Source organism: Fontibacillus forbon, assembly GCF_046559655.1.
Lineage (GTDB): Bacteria > Bacillota > Bacilli > Paenibacillales > Paenibacillaceae > Fontibacillus.
Map to the genome: position 1 here is coordinate 828,498 of NZ_JBKGFV010000002.1, position 20,701 is coordinate 849,198.

At 51.2% G+C, this 20,701-nt stretch carries 18 protein-coding genes; 6 read left to right on the plus strand and 12 right to left on the minus strand.

The window, feature by feature from the left end; all coding sequences use genetic code 11:
- From narH to ACLB09_RS10840, 6 genes are read right to left on the minus strand one after another with little or no spacing between them, the layout of a single operon-like run.
- Positions 1–1,500, minus strand: coding sequence for a nitrate reductase subunit beta (gene narH, locus ACLB09_RS10815; protein WP_410769822.1), 1,500 nt, complete (start codon positions 1,498–1,500; stop codon positions 1–3).
- A complete protein-coding gene (locus ACLB09_RS10820; protein ID WP_410769823.1) occupies positions 1,490–5,173 on the minus strand; it encodes a nitrate reductase subunit alpha in 3,684 nt (1,227 codons plus the stop codon). The genes narH and ACLB09_RS10820 overlap by 11 nt, the downstream gene beginning before the upstream one ends.
- The gene (locus ACLB09_RS10825) at positions 5,170–5,493 is read right to left on the minus strand and encodes a hypothetical protein (protein ID WP_410769824.1); all 324 of its coding nucleotides are present in this window, start codon (positions 5,491–5,493) and stop codon (positions 5,170–5,172) included. Before ACLB09_RS10825 ends, ACLB09_RS10820 begins: the two co-directional genes overlap by 4 nt.
- Before the next feature lie 3 nt (positions 5,494–5,496).
- The gene (locus ACLB09_RS10830; protein ID WP_410769825.1) at positions 5,497–5,829 is read right to left on the minus strand and encodes a hypothetical protein; all 333 of its coding nucleotides are present in this window, start codon (positions 5,827–5,829) and stop codon (positions 5,497–5,499) included.
- Positions 5,816–6,259 carry a hypothetical protein gene (locus ACLB09_RS10835; RefSeq protein ID WP_410769826.1) on the minus strand — a complete coding sequence of 148 codons (444 nt, stop codon included), beginning with the start codon at positions 6,257–6,259 and terminating at the stop codon, positions 5,816–5,818. The genes ACLB09_RS10830 and ACLB09_RS10835 overlap by 14 nt, the downstream gene beginning before the upstream one ends.
- Before the next feature lie 23 nt (positions 6,260–6,282).
- Positions 6,283–7,833 carry a nitrate/nitrite transporter gene (locus ACLB09_RS10840; RefSeq protein ID WP_410769827.1) on the minus strand — a complete coding sequence of 517 codons (1,551 nt, stop codon included), beginning with the start codon at positions 7,831–7,833 and terminating at the stop codon, positions 6,283–6,285.
- 257 nt (positions 7,834–8,090) lie between these two features.
- On the opposite strand from ACLB09_RS10840, the gene yhbH reads away from it, so the two are divergent.
- The 3 genes from yhbH (at position 8,091) to ACLB09_RS10855 (ending at position 11,842) form a co-directional block, all read left to right on the plus strand.
- Positions 8,091–9,257, plus strand: a complete 1,167-nt coding sequence (gene yhbH / locus ACLB09_RS10845; protein ID WP_410769828.1) for a sporulation protein YhbH — start codon at positions 8,091–8,093, stop codon at positions 9,255–9,257.
- Complete coding sequence (locus ACLB09_RS10850) at positions 9,254–10,702, plus strand: SpoVR family protein (protein WP_410769829.1); 1,449 nt, start codon at positions 9,254–9,256, stop codon at positions 10,700–10,702. Before yhbH ends, ACLB09_RS10850 begins: the two co-directional genes overlap by 4 nt.
- 165 nt (positions 10,703–10,867) lie before the next feature.
- The gene (locus tag ACLB09_RS10855; RefSeq protein ID WP_410769830.1) at positions 10,868–11,842 is read left to right on the plus strand and encodes an aldo/keto reductase; all 975 of its coding nucleotides are present in this window, start codon (positions 10,868–10,870) and stop codon (positions 11,840–11,842) included.
- A 1,062-nt stretch (positions 11,843–12,904) separates the two neighbouring features.
- Here the strand turns inward: ACLB09_RS10855 and wrbA are convergent.
- Positions 12,905–13,519 (minus strand): NAD(P)H:quinone oxidoreductase, encoded by a 615-nt coding sequence (gene wrbA / locus ACLB09_RS10860; protein WP_410769831.1) that lies wholly within the window; start codon positions 13,517–13,519, stop codon positions 12,905–12,907.
- Positions 13,520–13,762: 243 nt separating this feature from the next.
- Complete coding sequence (locus ACLB09_RS10865; RefSeq protein ID WP_410769832.1) at positions 13,763–15,658, minus strand: PrkA family serine protein kinase; 1,896 nt, start codon at positions 15,656–15,658, stop codon at positions 13,763–13,765.
- A 248-nt stretch (positions 15,659–15,906) separates the two neighbouring features.
- On the opposite strand from ACLB09_RS10865, the gene ACLB09_RS10870 reads away from it, so the two are divergent.
- Entirely contained in the window at positions 15,907–16,662 is a 756-nt protein-coding gene (locus tag ACLB09_RS10870; RefSeq protein WP_410769833.1) for a DUF2161 family putative PD-(D/E)XK-type phosphodiesterase, read from the plus strand.
- An 18-nt stretch (positions 16,663–16,680) separates the two neighbouring features.
- On the opposite strand, the gene ACLB09_RS10875 is transcribed toward ACLB09_RS10870, so the two are convergent.
- Positions 16,681–17,190 (minus strand): hypothetical protein, encoded by a 510-nt coding sequence (locus tag ACLB09_RS10875; protein WP_410769834.1) that lies wholly within the window; start codon positions 17,188–17,190, stop codon positions 16,681–16,683.
- 173 nt (positions 17,191–17,363) lie between these two features.
- Between ACLB09_RS10875 and ACLB09_RS10880 the strand changes: the two genes are divergently transcribed.
- The gene (locus ACLB09_RS10880) at positions 17,364–17,768 is read left to right on the plus strand and encodes a hypothetical protein (RefSeq protein WP_410769835.1); all 405 of its coding nucleotides are present in this window, start codon (positions 17,364–17,366) and stop codon (positions 17,766–17,768) included.
- Positions 17,765–18,832: a phosphodiester glycosidase family protein gene (locus tag ACLB09_RS10885; RefSeq protein ID WP_410769836.1), complete on the plus strand. Its 1,068-nt coding sequence runs from the start codon at positions 17,765–17,767 to the stop codon at positions 18,830–18,832. The genes ACLB09_RS10880 and ACLB09_RS10885 overlap by 4 nt, the downstream gene beginning before the upstream one ends.
- A 319-nt stretch (positions 18,833–19,151) precedes the next feature.
- On the opposite strand, the gene ACLB09_RS10890 is transcribed toward ACLB09_RS10885, so the two are convergent.
- The 3 genes from ACLB09_RS10890 to trmL all read right to left on the minus strand — a co-directional run bounded on the left by ACLB09_RS10890 (position 19,152) and on the right by trmL (position 20,572).
- Positions 19,152–19,397 carry an AbrB/MazE/SpoVT family DNA-binding domain-containing protein gene (locus ACLB09_RS10890; protein ID WP_410769837.1) on the minus strand — a complete coding sequence of 82 codons (246 nt, stop codon included), beginning with the start codon at positions 19,395–19,397 and terminating at the stop codon, positions 19,152–19,154.
- Between the two features lie 98 nt (positions 19,398–19,495).
- Positions 19,496–20,065 carry a maltose acetyltransferase domain-containing protein gene (locus ACLB09_RS10895; RefSeq protein WP_410769838.1) on the minus strand — a complete coding sequence of 190 codons (570 nt, stop codon included), beginning with the start codon at positions 20,063–20,065 and terminating at the stop codon, positions 19,496–19,498.
- Between the two features lie 42 nt (positions 20,066–20,107).
- Positions 20,108–20,572 (minus strand): tRNA (uridine(34)/cytosine(34)/5-carboxymethylaminomethyluridine(34)-2'-O)-methyltransferase TrmL, encoded by a 465-nt coding sequence (trmL, locus tag ACLB09_RS10900; protein ID WP_410769839.1) that lies wholly within the window; start codon positions 20,570–20,572, stop codon positions 20,108–20,110.
- Positions 20,573–20,701 lie beyond the last annotated feature (129 nt).

A 20,701-nucleotide genomic window follows, 5' to 3' on the forward strand; every position in this document is an offset into this window, starting at 1 on the left:
TTACTCCTCCTTTGCAAAAAGATGCGACATGACGGCGGAGGACGGCGTGATCGATTCTATGCTGCAAGCCCCCTGCTTGTAATGCAGCGCTTCCTCTCCATCCATTTCTCTTCGGCCTGTCGGAATCACGAACCGTTCATTATATTTGGCGACGGCAAACAACCTGGTCATGTCTTCAATTTCATCCACCGTTATTCCGGCCTCCTCCAGCAGCTTGCTGTGCCTTAATTCATCCATCCCGCCGACCGACTTGTCCCTCATGTGAACACGCATTGCCGTCATTTTCAGCAGCACGCGCCGGATAACCGAGGTGTCGCCCGCGGAAAGCAGCGAAGCCAGATATTCCATCGGGATCCGCATTTGATCCACGGCAGGAATATAGTGATCCGTTTGAAGATCATCTTCCTCGATATGATTCATAATCGGGCTTAGCGGAGGCACGTACCATACCATCGGAAGCGTTCGGTATTCCGGATGCAGAGGCAGGGCTACCTTCCACTTCATGGCGAGCTTATAAATGGGCGAGCGCTGGGCCGCATCGATCCAGGAATCGTTAATCCCCGCTTTTCTCGCCTCCTTGATGACATCAGGATCCGACGGGTCCAGAAACACGGAGAGCTGCGATTCATATAAATCTTGCGGATCTTCCACGGATGCGGCGGCTTTAACGCGGTCGGCATCGTAGAACACAACGCCGATATACCGGATTCTGCCGACGCAGGTTTCCGAACAGATAGTAGCCATTCCCGCCTCGGTCCGCGGATAGCAAAAGTTGCATTTTTCCGCTTTATGCGTATTCCAGTTATAGTACACCTTGTGGTAAGGACAGCCGTTCATGCAGAACCGCCATCCTCGGCAAGCCTCCTGATCCACCAGAACGATCCCGTCCTCCTCACGCTTGTACAGCGCTCCCGAAGGGCAGGAGGCTACGCAGGACGGATTCAGGCAATGCTCGCAAATTCGCGGCAGATACATCATGAACGTTTTCTCGTACTCCATGGCGATATGTTCCTGGAGCTTCTTGACGTTCGGGTCCAGCGGTACGATCTCGCTCCCGCCGGCAAGATCGTCATCCCAGTTGGGCCCCCACTCCGGCTTGTCCAAATATTCGCCGGTAATGAGCGATACGGGACGCCCGACCGGAAGATGCTTTCTTTTGGGACTATGAATCAAGCTATCGTAATCGTAGGTCCAGGGCTCATAGAAGCTATCGAGACTTGCCATATTCGGATTGTAGAAGATGTTGGCCAGCTTGGTTATCGGCCCGCCTGCGCGCAGCGTCAGCTTCCCGTTTCGCAGCACCCAGCCTCCCTTGAATTTCTTCTGGTCCTCCCATTCCTTCGGATACCCCGGCCCCGGTCTCGTCTCCACGTTGTTGTACCACATGTATTCCGTACCGGGGCGATTGGTCCACGTGTTTTTGCACGTCACGGAGCAAGTGTGGCAGCCGATACATTTATCAAGGTTCATCACCATCGCGACTTGCGCTTTAATCCTCAAGCCAATCTACCTCCTTCAGCGGACGGATAATGGTCATCGTATCTCTCTGGTTTCCTGTGGGCCCGTAATAATTGAATCCGTAGCTCAGTTGGGAGTAGCCGCCGATCATGTGAGTCGGCTTCAGAGTTATGCGCGTAACGCTGTTATGCGTGCCGCCCCGCTGCTTGGTGATGGAGGTGCCGGGAACGCCAAGCGTGCGGTCCTGCGCGTGATACATATACGCAATCCCTTGAGGAATCCGGTAAGTCAGCACCGCTCTGGCCGCTACCACCCCGTTGCGGTTATAGACTTCGATCCAATCGTTATCCTTGATTCCGATGGATGCCCCGTCCTTTTCGTTCATCCAGACGACCTGCCAGCCGCGGAACAACGTGGACATCTGGTTCGTGTCGGTGAACATCGTGTGGATCCCCCATTTTTGATGCGGGGTCAAATAACGGATCGTCAACGATTTGCCGTTGCTCGGGACTTCTTTTTCTCCTTTGAGAAAAGGAATATGAGCTAGCGGCGGCAAGTAAAGCGGCAGTCCTTCCCCAAAATCGAGCATCATCTCATGATCGAGATAGAAACTCTGCCTGCCGGTCAGGGTACGCCACGGGATGCCGTATTCCGTATTAAGCGTAAACGGCGAGTACCGGCGGTTATCCTTCTCGAGTCCGCTCCAGACCGGCGCAGAGATGGCCTGGCGAGGCTGAGCCGTAATATCCGGCAGCGTAAAGGCGTCCTCCTCGCGGGGCTCCGCGATTTCCGCAAGCTGTTTGCCCGTCTTGCCCTCCATGGATCGCCAGCCTTCCACCGCCCGCTCTCCGTTCGTCGCTCCCGACATCAAGAGGATCGCCTCGATCGCCTGCCGGTCATAATATAGCTCAGGCTGACCTTTGCCGATGCCCTCGCGTTTGGAAATCCCCAGCCGGTCCTCCAATTGCCCGTATACCTTTTCGCCGGGAATTTTTACCCCCTTAGCACCGTAGCCCTTTTTAATATTGGGCCCGACCGTAATCATCTTCCCGTAAACATTCGGGTAATCCCGTTCCACGAACTGAAAATGGGGCATGCTTTTCCCCGGGATGGCTTCCGTTTCCCCGCTCCGCCAGTCCTGTATCTTCCCGTAGACCTGAGCAATCTCATCAGGACTGTCATGCCCGAGCGGCGTCATGACGACATCCTCGCAAACAGGAAGATGCTTTTCAGCCAATTCGGAGAAATATTTGGCGATCTCGCGGAAGGCATCCCAGTCGCTCTTGCTTTGCCACGGGGGCTCGATGGCCGGATTAAACGGATGGACAAAAGGATGCATGTCCGTGCTGCTTAAATCATACTTTTCATACCAGGTCGCGGCCGGAAGCACGATATCCGAGAACAGCCCGGTACTGGTCATTCTAAAGTCCATGCTGACGAACAAATCCGTCTTGCCTTCCGGCGGAACCTCGTCCGTCTGTATCGTTTCCGGCTGCCAGGAATGGCTCGGGTCGGTGAGCACCTGATTATCCGCGCCGATCAAATGTTTGGCAAAATACTCATGTCCTTTACCGCTGTCACCCAACAGGTTCGACCGCCAATTAAAGAAAACGCGGGGGAAATTGCTCGGATCATTCGGATGCTCGATCGCCCAATCCATCTCCCCTTCTTTAAGCATTCTAGCGACCTCAATCTCCGCTTCCTTGTCATCCGTGAACCCCTTCTCCCGGACCTGCTTGGCCACATCGATGGAGTTCTGGCTAAACTGCGGGAAGGACGGCAGCCAGCCCAGTCTTGCCGCCATCGCATTCACGTCCGCGGGATGCATTTTGTTGAACCGCCCGCCCCAAGGCGTTTGTTGTTCTTCATTGACTCTTGTTTCATAACGGAACTGTTCCGTGGCAAAGTAAAAAAACGAGGTTCCGTTCTGCAGCCGGGGCGGTTTGATCCAGTCGCCGGCGAAGGCGATCTGCTGCCATCCCTCGAGCGGCCGGACCTTCTCTTGACCCACATAATGCGCCCAGCCTCCGCCATTTACCCCCTGCGACCCCGTAAGCAAAACGAGGTTCAAAATCGACCGGTAAATCTGATCGCTGTGGTACCAATGGTTCGTCCCGCCGCCCATCGCAATCATCGACTTGCCGCCCGTGCGGGCCGCATTATCGGCGAACTCTCTGGCTACCTGGATGCAATGGGATTTTTTCACCCCTGTTATGGCTTCCTGCCAGGCCGGCGTATACGGCTTCATATCGTCATAATCCACGGGATAGTCGCCCGGCAAATTCCGGGAAACGCCGGTATGGGCCATCATCAGGTCATATACCGTCGCAACCTTTATCAATTCGCCTGCGGCATCCCGCAAGTACTTGACCGGAACCCCGCGCTTAACCATAGCGCCTTCTTCTTCCGCAAAATAAGGAAAGTCAACGAGCGCCACTTCGTCCGCTTCATGGATAAAGGTCAATTGCGGATCAATGGTTGTTCCGTCCGGTTTCTCCAGATCCAGATTCCACTTGCTGTCTTGATCCCAGCGGAAGCCCTGGCTGCCGTTCGGAACTTCGGGGGCCCCGGCGGCTGCATCCCATAGCACGGTTTTCCATTCAGCCAGCTCTACCGAGGAGCCCAGATCCGATGCCCGCAAGAAACGCCCGGAACGGAAACCGCCTGCTTGCTCATCCAGTATGACGAGAAACGGCAAATCGGTAAATTTCTTCACATAATCCGTAAAATACGGGGTCTGCTGATCCACGTAAAATTCCTTCAGAATGACATGCGTCATCGCCATTGCCAGTGCGGCGTCGGTACCTACCCGGGCAGGTAGCCAAATGTCCGCGAATTTCTCGTATTCGGAATAATCGGGACTGACGCCGACCACCTTCGTTCCGTTGTATCTCGCCTCTACCATAAAGTGGGCGTCCGGAGATCGCGTCTGCGGGATGTTCGTGCCCCAGATGATAAAATATTTGGTGTTGTACCAGTCCCCGCTCTCCGGCACGTCGGTTTGCTCACCCCAAACTTGCGGCGAAGCCGGAGGAAGATCCGCATACCAGTCATAAAAGCTTAGAATCGTCCCGCCGATCAGGGACAAAAAGCGGGTACCCGCCGCATAACTGACCATGGACATGGCGGGAATCGGGCTGAAGCCCACCACCCGGTCGGGTCCGTATTTCCGGATCGTATGGATCGTGGCACCGGCGATGATTTGGCAGACCGTATCCCAGTCTGCCCGTACAAATCCGCCTTTCCCTCTTGCCTTGACATATCTCTCCCGCTTTTGCGGATCGCTTACAATATTGTCCCAGGCTATGACCGGATCTTCTACAGCAGCCATTTCCTGCTGCCACATCTCGTATAGATCGCCGCGGATATAAGGGTACTTCACGCGGATCGGGCTGTAAGTGTACCAGGAGAAGCTTGCGCCGCGTGGACAGCCCCGTGGTTCGTATTCCGGGAAGTTCGCTCCCGTCGTCGGATAATCCGTCTTCTGCGTTTCCCAGGTGATGATGCCGTCCTTAACGAACACATTCCAGCTGCACGATCCGGTACAGTTAACGCCGTGCGTAGATCTCACGACTTTGTCATGCTGCCAGCGTCCGCGGTACAATCCCTCCCAATCCCGGGACCTCGGACTCTCCTCGGTCCAACCGTCATTAATCGTTTCGCCGCGTTTCAAATATTTCAGGGTTTCGAAGAGCTTGTTTTTTATATCGCTCACAGAGATGCTCCTTTCCCGCTTGGATTTGCCACAGGATTGAATCTTTCGCCAGTCAGCTTGAAGCTGCCCTTTCCAGCGTTCAGTTCTTCCATGAAGACTTCCCATTCCGCAGCATTGCAGGCGGCAAGTATCAACCGCTGAAGCTCGTTCAGATCATCCATCCGTCCGATTTGTTCTCGTATGCTACCCGGAACAGATTCAAAACGCATCTCCAACAAGGTAAGCAAATCTTCCCGGTCATTCCGGACAAACCGTTCCATTTCCGCCTGATCCATCACGTCCACCTCTTCAGCAAAGGAATTGTTAACTGCAATCTTCAAACCTCAGGACTTCATGATCTTAAAATAGTCGGAGATCAGCGTTTTCCGCATTCTTTCCGCCGCCTCACGGAAAAACGCCACTACCTCTTCATCGCCTGCTTCAATGACCTCCCACGCAAATCTACGGCTGAGCAGCTGTCCCAAATCCTCGCCGAACCGCAAATTGAGAGTTATTCCCTGCTCATCCGCACGACCTCCCGCCTTAACGTCATAAGGATGAAGATGCAATGCCTGCAGTTCCCTCGCTAGTAATTGGTAAAGTCTCGGTTCCACCGCAAGCAAAGGCTTATCCGGCAACATAGCCGCAAGGGCATATGGATCATTAATGATGGTCATGGAGCACCCCCTCGATTTCCTTTTCCAGCATCTCCATCTCATCCCGGTTATGAAGCTGGTCAATGACAATCAGCGCTTGAAACCTGTAAAGAATTTCTTCGGACACCTCTCCGCCGGCCAGCAGTTGCCTGATCTCCTGAACGGTTTGCCGCAGCAGATCATGATCTCTGGTCAAGGAAATAATGACGGGCTGAAGCTCCGGTTTGAGGTTTAATGCTTCCACGTATAACCCTTCTTCTTCACTCAATGCATGCTGCAGGGTTCGCGTTTCCCAGTGCTCCAAAGTGATGTAGGCAAGCTCCAACGCTTTCTCCCGTTCTCCTTGTCTAACGGCCTTTCCGAAAAGTTCCGTCAGTTCTTTGGCTTCCTCCAGTGCAGCCTCATGAATGGATGTATGGCTGTCCACATTTTTCAGTGCAGGTCCTGACATAAATTCACTTCCCCTCTCCTCGATTATGGTTTTTTGTCCGGGTGTATTAACGGCATGGTGGTTATATCTGATGCAAGGACGGAATCGGCCTGCGACACATCGCTGAATATCGCAACATAATGCCTGACGCCGCCCTGATCATCTCTAAGCGCAGTAACCGAGAGCCATTCACGGAAGGTTTCTCCGTTCGCCCTGCGGTTAACGATCTCTCCTTGCCACTTTCCGGTATCCTTCAAGGTATTCCAGAAGGTGTCATAGAAAGCTTTATCATGATAACCGGAACTTAACAGGTTTGGATTTTTGCCGATTACCTCCTCCTTGGCGTACCCGGTAACTTTGGTAAATGCCGCATTTACCGTTTGAATGACCCCCTTCGTATCCGTGACCATCACAGCATCCGCGGTAGACCTGATAATGTCGGCGGCAAACTCCAGCTTGTTGTTGAAAAATACCCAAAGTACCAGAATCAGGCTGGCAAGCGAAGCTTCGGATAATGCCATAAATCCGATGGCATAATGACCCGTCCAATCGAACAGCAAGGTAAGCAACAGCGGGGGAAAGAAACCGCCTAACCCCCCGGCCGCAGACACAATCCCGCTCGCGATCCCGCCCTGCTTGGAGAAATAGAGCGGCACCAGCTTAAACACGGCACCGTTTCCGATTCCTGCACAAATGGCCACTACGAAGCAACCGGCCGTGAAAAGCGGCATCGTCAATCCGAAGGACAGCAACACTCCCGACAAGGTCAGCCCCGCGAACACGAACATGAGCACGATAAACGGATTGGTTTTATCGGACAAAATGCCGCCGACCGGGCGAAGAAATGTCGCCAAAGCAATAAAGCCCGCCGTCCTCAGACCCGCATCCACTTTATCCAGGTCGAAATAACTTACAAGGAAGCCGGGAAGGTAAATCGTAAAGGCCACGAATGAACCGAACGTAATAAAGTAGAAAACGCTGAAGAACCATAGTTTCTCGTTCCGGTAAACCTGCTTGAACTGGCTGACCCAGGAACTGTGAATCCTTTCTTCATGCCGGTCGCCAAACAGAATATTAAGCAATGCAAATAATGCCAGCAAAACAAGAAACCAGGCAACGGCCCGCTCCCATCCGAGCGCATCGGCCAGCAGAGGTGCTCCGAACGTGGAGATCGCGGTCCCTAGGTTACCGATTCCGTAAACCCCGTTGACGGTTCCCTGCTTTTCCTTGGGATAATATTTCGGCAAGGACGTTACCCCGATTGAAAAGGTCGCTCCGCCAATCCCGAGGAAAAAGCCGCTGATGGCCAGATCGAGAAAAGAATCGGCCCGGCTCAAATAAAACACGGGCACCAATAAAATGATGAAACTGAGGCTGTTCAGCATTCTGGCGCCATACCGGTTGGTTAGAAACCCTGCGGGAATTCTCAGCAAGGAGCCCAAAATAACGGGGATGGCCGTCGACCAGGCTCTTTGCCCCGAACTCAGCGGGATATCCAGGCTAATATACGTAATCAGCGAGGAGATCAATACCCAGGCCATGAAGGAAATAACAAGACTTAAGGTTTGAAGAGGCAATTGAATTTTTCTGACCATTTTATACCTCCAATGGTGAGGGTTTCTTTTATTACCATACCCGTTCCCTCAAATTTAAACCGTTTCCTGAAACTTAGGGGAAGACATACCTGGGATAATATCCCTATTCTTCGCAATTTGGCTGCAAATATACTACTTTGGGCACCCTTTTAGCTTTTATGTCCCATGCCCGCTCACATATCGGGAGTCCCCGTGAATATACTTTATTTACAACTACTCTCGCCGTTCAACCAAGCCAATTGGGGAGGTGCTTATCATTGTCATCGAATGATCCTAACAAAGTAAATTTCTTAGTATCGAAAGAGGACTGGTCGCTGCACCGCAAAGGCTATCAGGATCAGCAGCGCCACCAGGAGAAAGTACGGGAAGTCATCAAACAGAATCTTCCCGATCTTGTCACGGAAGAGAACATCATTATGTCGGATGGAAAACAGATCATTAAGGTACCCCTCCGGAATTTGGAGGAGTACCGGTTCATTCATAATTTTCAGAAGCAAAAGCATGTCGGTCAAGGCGACGGGGATAGCGAAGTGGGCGATGTGCTTGCGCAGGAAAGTCCCAAGGATCCGGGCAAAGGCGGAAAAGCGGGAGATCAACCGGGAAGCGATGTGGTCGAGGCGGAAATCAGTATCGAAGATTTGGAAGATCTGCTGTTCGATGAACTGGAGCTTCCTTTTATCGAAGAAAAAGACAAGGAAGAAATAGAAACCGTCTCCTTCCGATTCAACGATATCCGCAAAAAAGGACTGATGTCCAATATCGATAAAAAGCGTACTATCCTGGAAAATCTCAGACGCAACGCCACGACGGGCGTACCCGGCATCCACGGCATTTCCCCCGACGACCTCCGTTATAAAACCTGGGAGGATGTGCGAATACCGAAGTCCAATGCGGTCATCATCGCGATGATGGACACCTCAGGCTCGATGGGAGCCTTCGAAAAGTATTGTGCCCGCAGCTTTTTCTTCTGGATGACGCGGTTTTTGCGGCGGCAGTACGAGAAAGTGGAGATTGTTTTCCTCGCGCATCATACGGAGGCCAAGGAAGTCAGCGAGCAGGATTTCTTTACCCGAGGGGAAAGCGGAGGTACGATCTGTTCCTCGGTCTACCAGAAAGCACTTGAAATTATCGATTCCCGCTATCCTCCTGCCAACTACAATATTTATCCCTTCCATTTCTCTGACGGGGATAATTTGACTTCCGACAATGAGCGCTGCATCCGGCTGATCGGTGAACTGCTGAACCGCTGCAATTTATTCGGTTACGGGGAAGTGAACCAGTACAACCGGGGCAGCACGCTGATGTCCGCTTACCGGAATTTGAAGCAGGACCGGTTCATGTACTATGTCATTAAAGAAAAAGGCGAAGTGTACAACGCGTTGAAGAGATTTTTCCATAAACGGGAAAAGGGGGCGCTGTCGTGACGAGTGAACTTTCGCAGCTGGAATATGCCATCGCGGAAATCATGGAAATCGCGGACGGTTTTGGACTGGACTATTATCCGATGCGTTACGAAATATGCCCGGCCGACATTATCTACACGTTCGGGGCTTACGGCATGCCCACCCGTTTCTCGCATTGGAGCTTCGGCAAAATGTTCAACAAGATGAAAATGCAATACGACTTCGGGCTCAGTAAAATCTATGAGCTGGTCATCAACTCGAATCCGTGCTATGCGTTCCTTCTGGAGGGCAATTCACTGATCCAGAACAAGCTGATCGTGGCGCATGTGCTGGCCCATTGCGACTTTTTCAAAAATAATATGCGTTTCAGTAATACGAACCGCGATATGGTGGAAAGCATGTCCGCCACCGCCGAACGGATCAGCCATTATGAACTGTTGTACGGTGCCGATACCGTCGAAGCTTTTATCGACTCGGTGCTTGGAATTCAGGAGCATGTGGATCCGCAACTGATCAAACCTATGCGGTACGATAAACGAAGACAAACGGAGGAGAAGCTTCGCCGGGCGAAGGAATCGCGGCAGGGGCCTTCCCGGGGCGACGGACAATATGATGACTTGTGGTCGCTCGATGCAGCCGCCGAGGCCGGCAACACCAAAGATTCGAAACCGGATTCCCCGGGCCTCTTCCCGCCGGAGCCCGAAAAAGACGTCGTCTGGTTCATCCAGGAATATTCGGAAACCCTGGAAGACTGGCAGCGGGATATCATGAGCATGCTGCGCGAGGAAATGCTGTATTTCTGGCCCCAGATGGAGACGAAGATCATGAACGAGGGCTGGGCTTCGTACTGGCATCAACGCATCCTTCGCGAATTGGATTTGACCAGCGAGGAGACGATCGAGTTCGCCAAGCTGAACTCATCTGTCGTTCAACCGTCCCGGCAAAGCCTGAACCCGTATTATCTCGGGCTGAAAATCTTTGAGGATATCGAGCGGCGCTGGGATCATCCGACGGAAGAAGAGATAAGTCGGTTCGGACGGGAGCCGGGTAAGGGACGGGAGAAAATCTTCGAGGTCCGCGAACTCGACTCCGATATTTCCTTCCTCCGCAGTTATTTGACGAAAAATCTGGTCCGCGAACTGGATCTGTATATTTTCGAAAAGCAGGGTCCGGAATGGAAAATCACCGACAAAACCTGGGAAAACATCCGCGACCAGTTAGTCGCCTCCCGCGTCAACGGCGGCTCTCCTTATATCGTCGTCAAAGACGGAGATTACCAGCGGGGCGGGGAGCTGCTGTTGAGACATCAGTACGAAGGGATCGAGCTGGACCTCAAGTATCTGGAGCGCACGCTGCCTTACGTTTTCCGGCTTTGGGGCAGACCGGTCCACCTCGAGACCGTCGTGGAAGATAAAACCGCCCTGTTCAGCTATGACGGGGAAAAGCATTACCGGAAAATACTTTAGTCGTATTCTGGCTTCGAGAAGACTCTCCGGCGGCCAACGGCGTGGCGGGGAGTCTTTTTTTCCGGTAAGCCCCCTCAGAATAGCGTCCCAAAGGGTTGATATTTGTTATAATAAGCTCTGAGATCTGTGGTAAAACCTACTTTCATTGCACAGGAGGACTACATAATGAGAGCGATTCCATTACAACAGCGGGGTCTTGAAGTCAGTCAACTGGTTCTCGGATGCATGCGCATGGGCGGTGACTGGGATAAAAACAGCGGTATCACCGAAGAGCATTACCGCGAGGGACAGGCCGCGGTCGAAGCCGCACTTGAGATCGGCATCAATATGTTCGACCATGCCGATATTTATACCGCAGGCAAGGCGGAGAAGGTATTCGGACATATTTTGAAACAAACTCCGGGGTTACGCGAAAAAATAGTGATTCAGTCCAAATGCGGAATCCGCTTTGCGGAGGGGGCAAGCCCGCACCGGTTTGATTTTTCGGAAGGCCATATTTTGAACAGCGTTGATGGTATTTTGGAGCGCCTGGGTACGGAGTATCTGGACATTCTGCTGCTGCATCGCCCGGACGCTCTGGTTGAACCTGAAGAGGTGGCCAGTGCCATCCATCAGCTCAAAGCAGCCGGAAAGGTCCGCCATTTCGGCGTATCCAACATGAGCCAGGGGCAGATCAAGCTGCTTCAAGCCTACTGTGAGGAGCCGTTTATCGTTAACCAGCTCGAGATGAGCCTGAATAAGTTCGGCTTCCTGGAAACCGGTATCCACGTCAACCAGGAAGAATATAAGGATACCGTCTTCCCGGAAGGAACGCTGGAATTTTGCCGGCTGGAGAATATCCAGCTCCAATCCTGGGGGCCGCTGGCTCAAGGCCTGTATTCCGGACGTTCCCTGGACGGACAAAGCGACAGCGTCGTGAAAACGGCGGAGCTTGTCCGTATGATGGCCGCTGAAAAAGGAACGACGACCGAAGCGATCGTACTGGCCTGGCTGATGCGTCACCCGGCCGGCATCCAGCCCGTCATCGGCACCATCAACCCGGACCGCATCCGCGCCTGCCGCGATGCAGCTGAGCTGCGCCTCACCCGTGAAGAGTGGTACTCCCTTTACGTCAGCACCCGCGGCAGAAACATGCCTTAAGCTAAGGCATGAACGCAAACGAGCAGCCAGTGATTTCTGGCTGCTCGTTTTATGATGTTGATGCTAGGCTAAGTAGGCTAGGCTTCTTTGGCTGATTGCCGTGCTCTTGTACCATGTGAGGTGCGATTCGTAAGATTAACTGTATAACCTACAGTTAATCTTAAAAAATGTCCCCGATTTCAAAATTTAACTGTAAAACCTACAGCTAATATTTGAGATTCTCGCCTTTTCCGCCGAAATATCGCTTTCCGCGAAAAATTAACTGTAGAAAATCCAGCTAATTTTCCAAAACCCGTGAAATCCGGTAAATTACCTGTAGGAAATACAGTTATTTGTGAACCTTAGCCGACGTTTGCTTATTACAGTAGCCCACTGTGCTACCTCTACCCTTGCTCTTTGCTCAGCGTAAAGTATGGACGCAAAACGAGCAGTCAGAAACTCCCCGCTGCTCGTTTTATGGATGCTAGGCATCGTCGATTTACTATTACTCGTATGTCATGCGCGGGTGCGCCTCATAAGATTAACTGTAAAACCTACAGTTAATTTTCAAAAATGTGTCCGATTTAGAAATTTAACTGTAAAACCTACAGCTAATATTTGAGATTCTCGCTTTTTCCGCCGAAATATCGCTTTCCGCGAAAAATTAACTGTAGAAAATCCAGCTAATTTTCCAAAACCTGTGAAATCCGGTAAATTACCTGTAGGAAATACAGTTATCTGCGAACCTTAGCCGACGTTTGCTTATTCCAGTAGCTTATTTCCAGTAACTTAGTACAGTAGTCCTATTTGCGACCCCTAACCATACTTCAAACTTATTTCCTATTTGCGATACCCCTAACCATGCTTCAAGCTTATTTGCTCTTTGCCCCTATACTCTTTACTCTTTACTCTTTTATCCTTACTCTTTACTCTTTACTCTTTACTCTTTTACTCTTTTACTCTTTTACTCTTACTCTTTACTCTTTTACTCTTACTCTTTTACTCTTACTCTTTTACACTTATCTTGCTCCTTACTCCCAACTTTAACTTTACTCTTATTCCTTATTTTCTATATTGCTTCAATTATTGCGGCTTCCCGTTTTTCACCCATTGTGCGACGGAAACGGTGCGTTTAGCTTGGAAAATAACGCCGTCGCGCAAGTTTTCCTGAATTTTTCCGTCCTGACCCACTGTGGCGCTCATGCCGTATGGGTTTCCTCCGGATGCGAAGGTAACCGGATCCATGTAACCTGGAGCTGCGATAATCGCTCCCCAGTGGTACATCGTCGTATAAAGCGACAGAATCGTAGCTTCTTGACCGCCATGGGGGTTGCTGGCGCTGGACATCGCGCTTACTACTTTGTTGGCCAGCTTGCCTTGGGCCCAAAGCCCGCCGGTCGTATCCAAGAATTGCTTCATTTGAGACGGTACGTTACCGAATCGGGTAGGCACGCTGAAAATGATCGCATCCGCCCAAACCAGATCATCCAAAGTGGCAACCGGAATGTCTTTGGCCGCTTCCACATGATCCTTCCAGGCCGGATTGCTGCTAATGGCCGATTGCGGGGCAAGTTCCTCCACTTTCAGCAGTTTGACCTCTGCCCCAGCAGTCTTTGCTCCTTCGGCAGCCCAGCTTGCTAATTGATAGTTCGTTCCTGTAGAACTGTAATAAATAACAGCTAAATTTATGTTTGCCATATAGATTCCCTCCTGAGTGTACGTTCCTGGTATGATTCTTCATCTCAAGTCTCTGTCATTGTTCCCGTCTCGATCCAAGTTCTCATGGCGTTTCCCAGACGTTTTCCACCATAATTTAACCAATTCGCCGGCCCATGATTCTATTCAAGAGCAAGAAATAAAAATAGCCCGGCGACATAACCGTCGTCAGGCTCAAGAGGCACCAGGTTTTGAACGGTGAATAAAACAAAGCGTGTTACACTTCTAACGGTTCAACAGGCTCCCCACATAGCGAAGCAACTCATTGGCGCAAACCGGGCAGTATCCATGCTCGTCGATCAACCGCTTGCTGACCTCGTTGATGCGCTTCAACTGGCTCTCATCCGGCGTCTTGGTGGACGTCGTGATTTTGACGATATCCTTGAGATCGGCGAACAGTTTCTTTTCGATCGCCTCGCGCAGCCGGTCATGGTGATTGTATTCGAACTTTCTGCCTTTGCGGGAGTAGGCGGAAATGCGAATCAGGATTTCCTCGCGGAACGCTTTCTTGGCGTTCTCCGAAATGCCGATCTGCTCTTCAATCGACCGCATCAGCCGTTCATCCGGATCCATCTCCTCATCGGTGAGCGGATCGCGGATTTTCGTCCAATTGCAGAAGGCTTCGATATTGTCGAGATAGTTCTCGAACAGGGTTCTTGCCGATTCTTCAAAAGAGTAAACGAACGCTTTTTGCACTTCTTTTTTGGCCAGCTCATCATATTCCTTGCGGGCGATGCTGATAAAATTCAAATAGCGTTCGCGCTCTTCTTTCGTAATGGACGCATGCTGATCCAGACCGTCCTTGATCGCGCGCAGGATATCCAACGCTCCCATGCAGTGCAAATCCTGCTTGATCAGCGCGCTCGAAATCCGGTTGATGACATAGCGCGGGTCCACGCCGGACATGCCTTCTTCTAAATATTCGTTCTGAAGCTCCTTCAAATCGGCATCCTTGTAGCCTTCGACTTCTTCGCCATCGTACAGGCGCATCTTCTTCACGAGATCGACGCCCTGCTTCTTGGTTTCCTTGAGCCGGGTCAGAATAGAAAAAATAGCCGCGGAACGCAGGGCGTGCGGGGCAATGTGCACGTGGCTCATATCGCTCTGTCCGATCAGCTTGGCGTAAATTTTTTCCTCCTGAGATACCTTGAGGTTGTATGGAATCGGCATAACAATCATCCGTGACTGCAAGGCCTCATTTTTTTTGTTGGCAATAAACGCTTTATATTCCGATTCGTTCGTGTGAGCAACGATAAGCTCATCCGCACTAATTAACGCAAATCTCCCCGCTTTGAAATTGCCTTCCTGGGTCAGGGACAGCAAATTCCACAAAAACTTCTCGTCGCACTTCAGCATTTCCTGGAATTCCATCAAGCCGCGATTGGCTTTGTTCAGTTCCCCGTCAAACCGGTAAGCCCGCGGGTCCGATTCCGAGCCGTATTCCGTGATGGTGGAAAAATCGATGCTGCCCGTCAAGTCGGCGATATCCTGGGATTTCGGATCGGAGGGACTGAATGTGCCGATCCCGACACGACCATCTTCGGACAGCAGAACCCGTTCCACGGCTACCTTTTCGATGTCGCCTTCATACTCCGTCTTTAATCTCATCTGACATACGGGGCACAAGTTTCCTTCAATCCGTACGCCAAGTTCTTTCTCCACCTCCGGCCGGAGTTCATGCGGCACGAGATGGAGCGGGTCTTCATGCATCGGGCAGCCGGAGATCGCGTAAACGGCTCCTCTGTCGGTTCGCGAAAACTTCTCGAGGCCCCGCTTCAGCAGCGTCACCAGCGTCGATTTGCCGCCGCTGACCGGACCCATGAGCAGCAGTATCCGTTTACGGACATCAAGCCGCCTGGCCGCCGAATGAAAATATTCCTCCACAAGTTTTTCTACCGCGCGATCGAGTCCGAATATTTCCTGTTCAAAAAATTTATACCTTTTTCGGCCGTTCATTTCCTCCACGCCGTAAGACTCGATCATTTCATATACCCGGGCATGGGCCGTCATGGCAGGAGCAGGGTCCTTGGCGAGCAGCTGAATATATTGCTTGAATGTGCCATTCCACGCCAGGGAATCGCTCTCCGTCCGGTATGCAGCTATACGTTCAAAAATATCCATGTTCGGTACCTCCTGTACTCCGCTTGGTGTGTTCAGATTCCCCGTTAGTAATCCTGGTGATGAACTGGGCGCATGCCTTCGCTCTTTTGTCCCGCAAGCTTCTTACACATGATGTCAACGCTGCTCGATCGCTGCGTTTTTTTTGGAAAAAGTGTACTACATACCTATGCGAACGGAGCGGATAAGTTGACCTTCGGATATGATATAATTTTTCGGGTAAGGCAAATTTCTTGAAAAGGAAGATCACGATGGCTGTACAGCATGAAACGGAACTGTATGCGCCGCTGAAGGCATTTTTCGAGGAGCGGGGATATACGATAAAAAGCGAGGTTCGGCACTGCGATTTGGTCGGAATCTCTCCGGACAGTGAGCAACCGCTCATTGTGGAAATGAAAAAAACATTCAACCTTGCCCTGCTGCTGCAGGGATTGGAACGACAAAAATTGAGCAGCGAGGTTTATCTGGCCGTGGAGAGGAACCGGGCTAAACGAGGCGCCCACAATCAGCGCTGGAGCGATATCACCATCCTATGCCGCAGGCTGGGACTGGGCCTTCTTACCGTGACCCGGTACAAGACAAAGCCTGCTTTCGTGGAAATTCTTTGCTCCCCGGGGGACAAAGTGATCGTGCCGTCTCCGAAGGTAATCAAGGCGAGGGCCTCCAAACTGCTCTACGAGTTCAACGAACGGAGCGGAGACTACAATGTCGGCGGAAGCCACGGAACCAAGCTGGTGACCGCCTACCGGGAAAAAGCGCTGCGCGTCGCCCTTGCCCTTCAGGCAGGCGGGGAAATGGCGCCGCGCGAGGTTCGCGACCGTAGCGGCATCGGCAACGCAGCCGCATTCCTTCAGCGAAACTACTATGGCTGGTTCCGCCGGGTCGCGCGCGGCCGCTATACCTTGACGGCGGAAGGGATAGAAGGGATCGCGCTTTACCGGGGCGTAGCGGACGGTTGGAATCAGGCCGCTTCGGCAGCCGATGCCGTTCCTGAGCAAGACTTATAGGCTCTGGGACGGCATGCCTTAATTCTCATAACGTGCGGTAAACTCCGAAATCGCTTCGGAGATCCGGTCCAATCCCGCCGTGATCCTTTCCTTGCTCTGCCCGGTATAGTAAAGACGAATCTTCGCGGAGTCGGGACTTCGCCCCTCAGCCGGGTCTGCCTCACTATCTTCCGGGAAAGGGATGGAGCCGGGCCAAAACGCTGTTCCTTTTAGAAGAGAAGCCTTTAACAGCACTTCGGCATCCAGACCCTCAGGCAAGGTAACTGTCAGATACCCTTTATTCCCCGGGTCCAGTATCGCGGTCCCCGTCCATTCCGGGCCGTCCAGCAAATCAAGCATTAGCGAGCGTTGCGCGAAATCGCCTCCTTCTTCCTCCAACGCTGTCCCTTCTCGCCCCAAGCAATCTTGCCCATTCTTTTCCGGTCCCGTCAGAGAAATAAATGTTCCTTCATCTAAGTAACTGTCAACCCGGCATTTCAGCGCGGCAGGAAGATTCTCAATCCTTTTCTTGAGCCACGGTTGCATCATCACACCCCCCGATTTCGTCTCCTATGCCGATTGTACCCGAGGACAAATTGTCCCGGCAATTCCGTTAACAGACTATATGTTTTTCACGGATTTGTCGGAATCTAGTGGTTTTTGCGATAATAGAAACCTCATGATAGAATGTAGTCTGGAAATAACAACCCAGAGGTGATTTCATGTCTTACAATACTGAACTTGCTGGCGAGTCCCCGCGCAGTAGGAGAACGCGAAGGCCTTCCGCGAAATTGGTCGTTCTGGTCTGGATTTTACTTATAGGAGCTGGCGGAGCCTCCGCTTACTTATACAGCAATCATCTAAAAGAATCCATGATGCAACAGCTCAATGCCAATTGGCAGATTAAGGCGGATGAACTTAAAGCCGACTACACGGCCCAGTTATCCGCACTGAATACCGAAGTAAGCAACCTGCAGAGCAAAGTCGAAACTTTCAATGAATTGCTGGAATTCACCAAAGATAACACCACGAACAAAAGCGATAATAGCAACAAACTGTATACCCAATTGAGCGAAGTCAAAAAACAGTTGGCCGAACTGCAGAAGAAGATGGATTTGCTGAAATGATCACTCCAATCAAACAAATCAACCGTTTTTTCCTGCTGGCCACCGGCCCTTTGCTGGGATTATTGATCGCTCTTTTCATTGGCGGGGCCGGTATCGAATTTCACCACGGAACCCAAAGCTTTGTCCCGGATTCGCAAATTCCGCAAGTCACCGGAGCCATCGCCCAAAGGCTGGACGAAGCGGAGGGAGCCGCGAAACTGACTGCATCTTCTATCCAAGAAACCGCGGAGTTGTATCATAAAACTACCGCGACAATGTCCTCGATCGTGGAGACGGCGCAACAACAGGCAAAGCGGCCCGAAACCATCTATAACAAAAGAATTACCGCCCAACTGGGGTCGCCTTACCAAACCATTCAAAGCGACAAAATTCGAATAGAATTGTACAAAGTCAATCCGGGCACCTATAAAGGCTATGCGATGAAAGTCAAACTGAAGTCGCCGGATGCCATGAAAATGTCACTGGGCAAGGACAAGCTTGGAGGTTCGGAAACGACGCTGCGGGCAGTACAACGTCATGGCGCGGTAGCCGGAATCAACGCCGGAGGATTTGCCGATTCGCACGGAAAACGTTACCCGCTAAGCACGACTGTTCTGAACGGCGAATATTTGACCGGCTTTGAGCCGACTTTTAAAGATTTATTCTTTGTCGGCCTTAATAAATCCGGCCAGCTGATCGGCGGAAAATTCAAGAACAAAACCGATCTGGACAAGCTTCAGCCATCATTCGGTGCATCCTTCGTGCCGATCCTGCTCAATAACGGCGTGAAAACGACCATTCCAGCCAAATGGCTGAATTCTCCGCTGCGGGCTCCCCGTACGGTGATCGGCAACTACAAGGATGACCAGCTGCTCATCCTTGTCATTGACGGAAGAGATGAGAACGGAAGCTCCGGGGCCACGCTAACCGAGTTGCAAAACAAGCTGTTCAAGCTAGGCGTGCAGGACGCTTATAATCTGGACGGGGGAGGATCATCTTCCCTCATCGTCAACGGACGCGTCGTCAACAAGCCTTCGGACGGACAGCTACGCCCGGTTCCGACCCATTTTTTGTTTTTCAAATAATCGCTTGAGGCATAATTCTTTTACCATGTCTATGAAATAGTTCATAATTTGATTTATTTTTATGAAGGGGCCGGGTATAATAGGAGCAGGAGTTAAACGTGGAGGTGTTCCGCTATGAGTTTTTCGCTAACATTTTGGATTATAACTGTGGTGCTGGCCATGTTCCTGTGCGGTATTCTGACCTCATCCTACAACGATGACAAAACAAAAGGCCTGTAAATAAATGAGCTTCCCGACAAGGGAGGCTTATTTATTTCAGGCTGGAACGACAGCATCCCACATCGTAAGTTGCAAGGATACTCTGCTGCTTCGGAACAGGCTAGGATAGCCGATTCATTTCAACGAGACATTGGTTGCAAATGGAACGTTCCTTGAAGTCGCTGACCTGTTCCATGGAACCACAAAAAACACATTTCGGACGATATCTCTCTAAAATGATATGGTCGCCCTGAACTAAAATTTCTACGGGATCCCCTTCGTTCATTTGATATCTCTTACGCAGCGATTTGGGCAAAACGATTCTACCCAGCTGGTCCACTTTACGGACCACACCAGCAGGCTTCATAAATCGGACACCTCTCCTGAAAAATAATATGTAAAAATAGAACCAAATACCTATTCTATTTATAATTCGCTATTTTTTTCAGGATTCCTGCTGCTTCGCTAAATCTCGACGTATTTAATTATTTGGGCCGGATTACCGCCAACGACCGCTCCGTTTGGTACATCTTTTGTGACAACAGCCCCTGCCGCAATAACGACATTATCACCAATCGTCACTCCAGGGACAATAACAGCTCGTCCGCCGATCCATACATTGTTACCGATGTTGACGGGCTTGCCGAACTCGGCCCCGGAATTCCGGTCATCGGGATTTAAAGGATGCGCTGCCGTATAGATATGGACACCTGGAGCCATGAAACAATAGTCCCCTATATGCACCTCGCAAACATCCAGAATGACGCAGTCGAAGTTGGCGTAAAAATGATTCCCGACGTAAATATTCGAGCCGTAATCACAACGGAATGTCGGTTCAATATAAATATGCTCCCCGGACGCCCCCAGTAACTCCTTCATGATCGCCGTTCTCTGCTCTCTTTCGTCCTCCAGGGTCTGGTTGTACTGGCGCGTCAGTTTACGGGCCTTTAGCCGCTCCGCCACCAGTACCTCATCGCTGGCGTCATACCATTCGCCGCCCAGCATTTTTTCTTTTTCCGTTTTAAGTTGGGACATTTCTATAATTACCTCCAAAATTTCTATGTTGGATCCCCTGGTTTAATCCATTCCGGGAAAATCAAGCTGCCGCAACGCTTCATAAACAATAATCGCAGCGGAATTAGACAAATTCAGCGAGCGGACTTTATCGGTCATCGGCATCCGCATTAACGTCTCCGGGTGGGCTTCCAGGATGTCCGGCGCCAGTCCCTTCGTTTCTTTACCGAACACAAAGAAATCGCCGTCCTGGAACTCAAAATCCGTATACGATTTCTTCGCCTTTGTCGTCGCAAAGAAAAAACGGCTTCCGCTGTACTTCTCCTCTACGTCCCGGAACGAATCGTGATATTCGATATGAACGGCATACCAGTAGTCCAGGCCCGCCCTTTTCATAGTAGCGTCATCGGTACGAAACCCGAGCGGATGAACCAAATGAAGATGTATGCCGGTTGCCGCGCAGGTTCGCGCGATATTTCCGGTATTCGCCGGAATTTCCGGCTCCACGAGTACAATATGTAATGCCATGTTGATCAACACCTCGTATATCTATTTTATATTTATTATTATAACAGTTTATCCGAAAAAGCCGCATGAAAAAGAAAATCCGTTATGCGGCCGCACGCAAAAGCGGCAGGCGGAGGTTCACCTCCGCTG

Excerpts from the sequence above, each read along its gene's own strand:
- ACLB09_RS10830 (WP_410769825.1), bottom strand. The coding sequence starts at position 5,829 with ATGACCATCATTAATGATCCATATGCCCTTGCGGCTATGTTGCCGGAT.
- ACLB09_RS10835 (WP_410769826.1), bottom strand. The coding sequence starts at position 6,259 with ATGTCAGGACCTGCACTGAAAAATGTGGACAGCCATACATCCATTCAT.
- ACLB09_RS10840 (WP_410769827.1), bottom strand. The coding sequence starts at position 7,833 with ATGGTCAGAAAAATTCAATTGCCTCTTCAAACCTTAAGTCTTGTTATT.
- ACLB09_RS10855 (WP_410769830.1), top strand. The coding sequence starts at position 10,868 with ATGAGAGCGATTCCATTACAACAGCGGGGTCTTGAAGTCAGTCAACTG.
- wrbA (WP_410769831.1), bottom strand. The coding sequence starts at position 13,519 with ATGGCAAACATAAATTTAGCTGTTATTTATTACAGTTCTACAGGAACG.
- ACLB09_RS10865 (WP_410769832.1), bottom strand. The coding sequence starts at position 15,658 with ATGGATATTTTTGAACGTATAGCTGCATACCGGACGGAGAGCGATTCC.
- ACLB09_RS10870 (WP_410769833.1), top strand. The coding sequence starts at position 15,907 with ATGGCTGTACAGCATGAAACGGAACTGTATGCGCCGCTGAAGGCATTT.
- ACLB09_RS10875 (WP_410769834.1), bottom strand. The coding sequence starts at position 17,190 with ATGATGCAACCGTGGCTCAAGAAAAGGATTGAGAATCTTCCTGCCGCG.
- ACLB09_RS10880 (WP_410769835.1), top strand. The coding sequence starts at position 17,364 with ATGTCTTACAATACTGAACTTGCTGGCGAGTCCCCGCGCAGTAGGAGA.
- ACLB09_RS10885 (WP_410769836.1), top strand. The coding sequence starts at position 17,765 with ATGATCACTCCAATCAAACAAATCAACCGTTTTTTCCTGCTGGCCACC.
- ACLB09_RS10890 (WP_410769837.1), bottom strand. The coding sequence starts at position 19,397 with ATGAAGCCTGCTGGTGTGGTCCGTAAAGTGGACCAGCTGGGTAGAATC.
- ACLB09_RS10895 (WP_410769838.1), bottom strand. The coding sequence starts at position 20,065 with ATGTCCCAACTTAAAACGGAAAAAGAAAAAATGCTGGGCGGCGAATGG.
- trmL (WP_410769839.1), bottom strand. The coding sequence starts at position 20,572 with ATGGCATTACATATTGTACTCGTGGAGCCGGAAATTCCGGCGAATACC.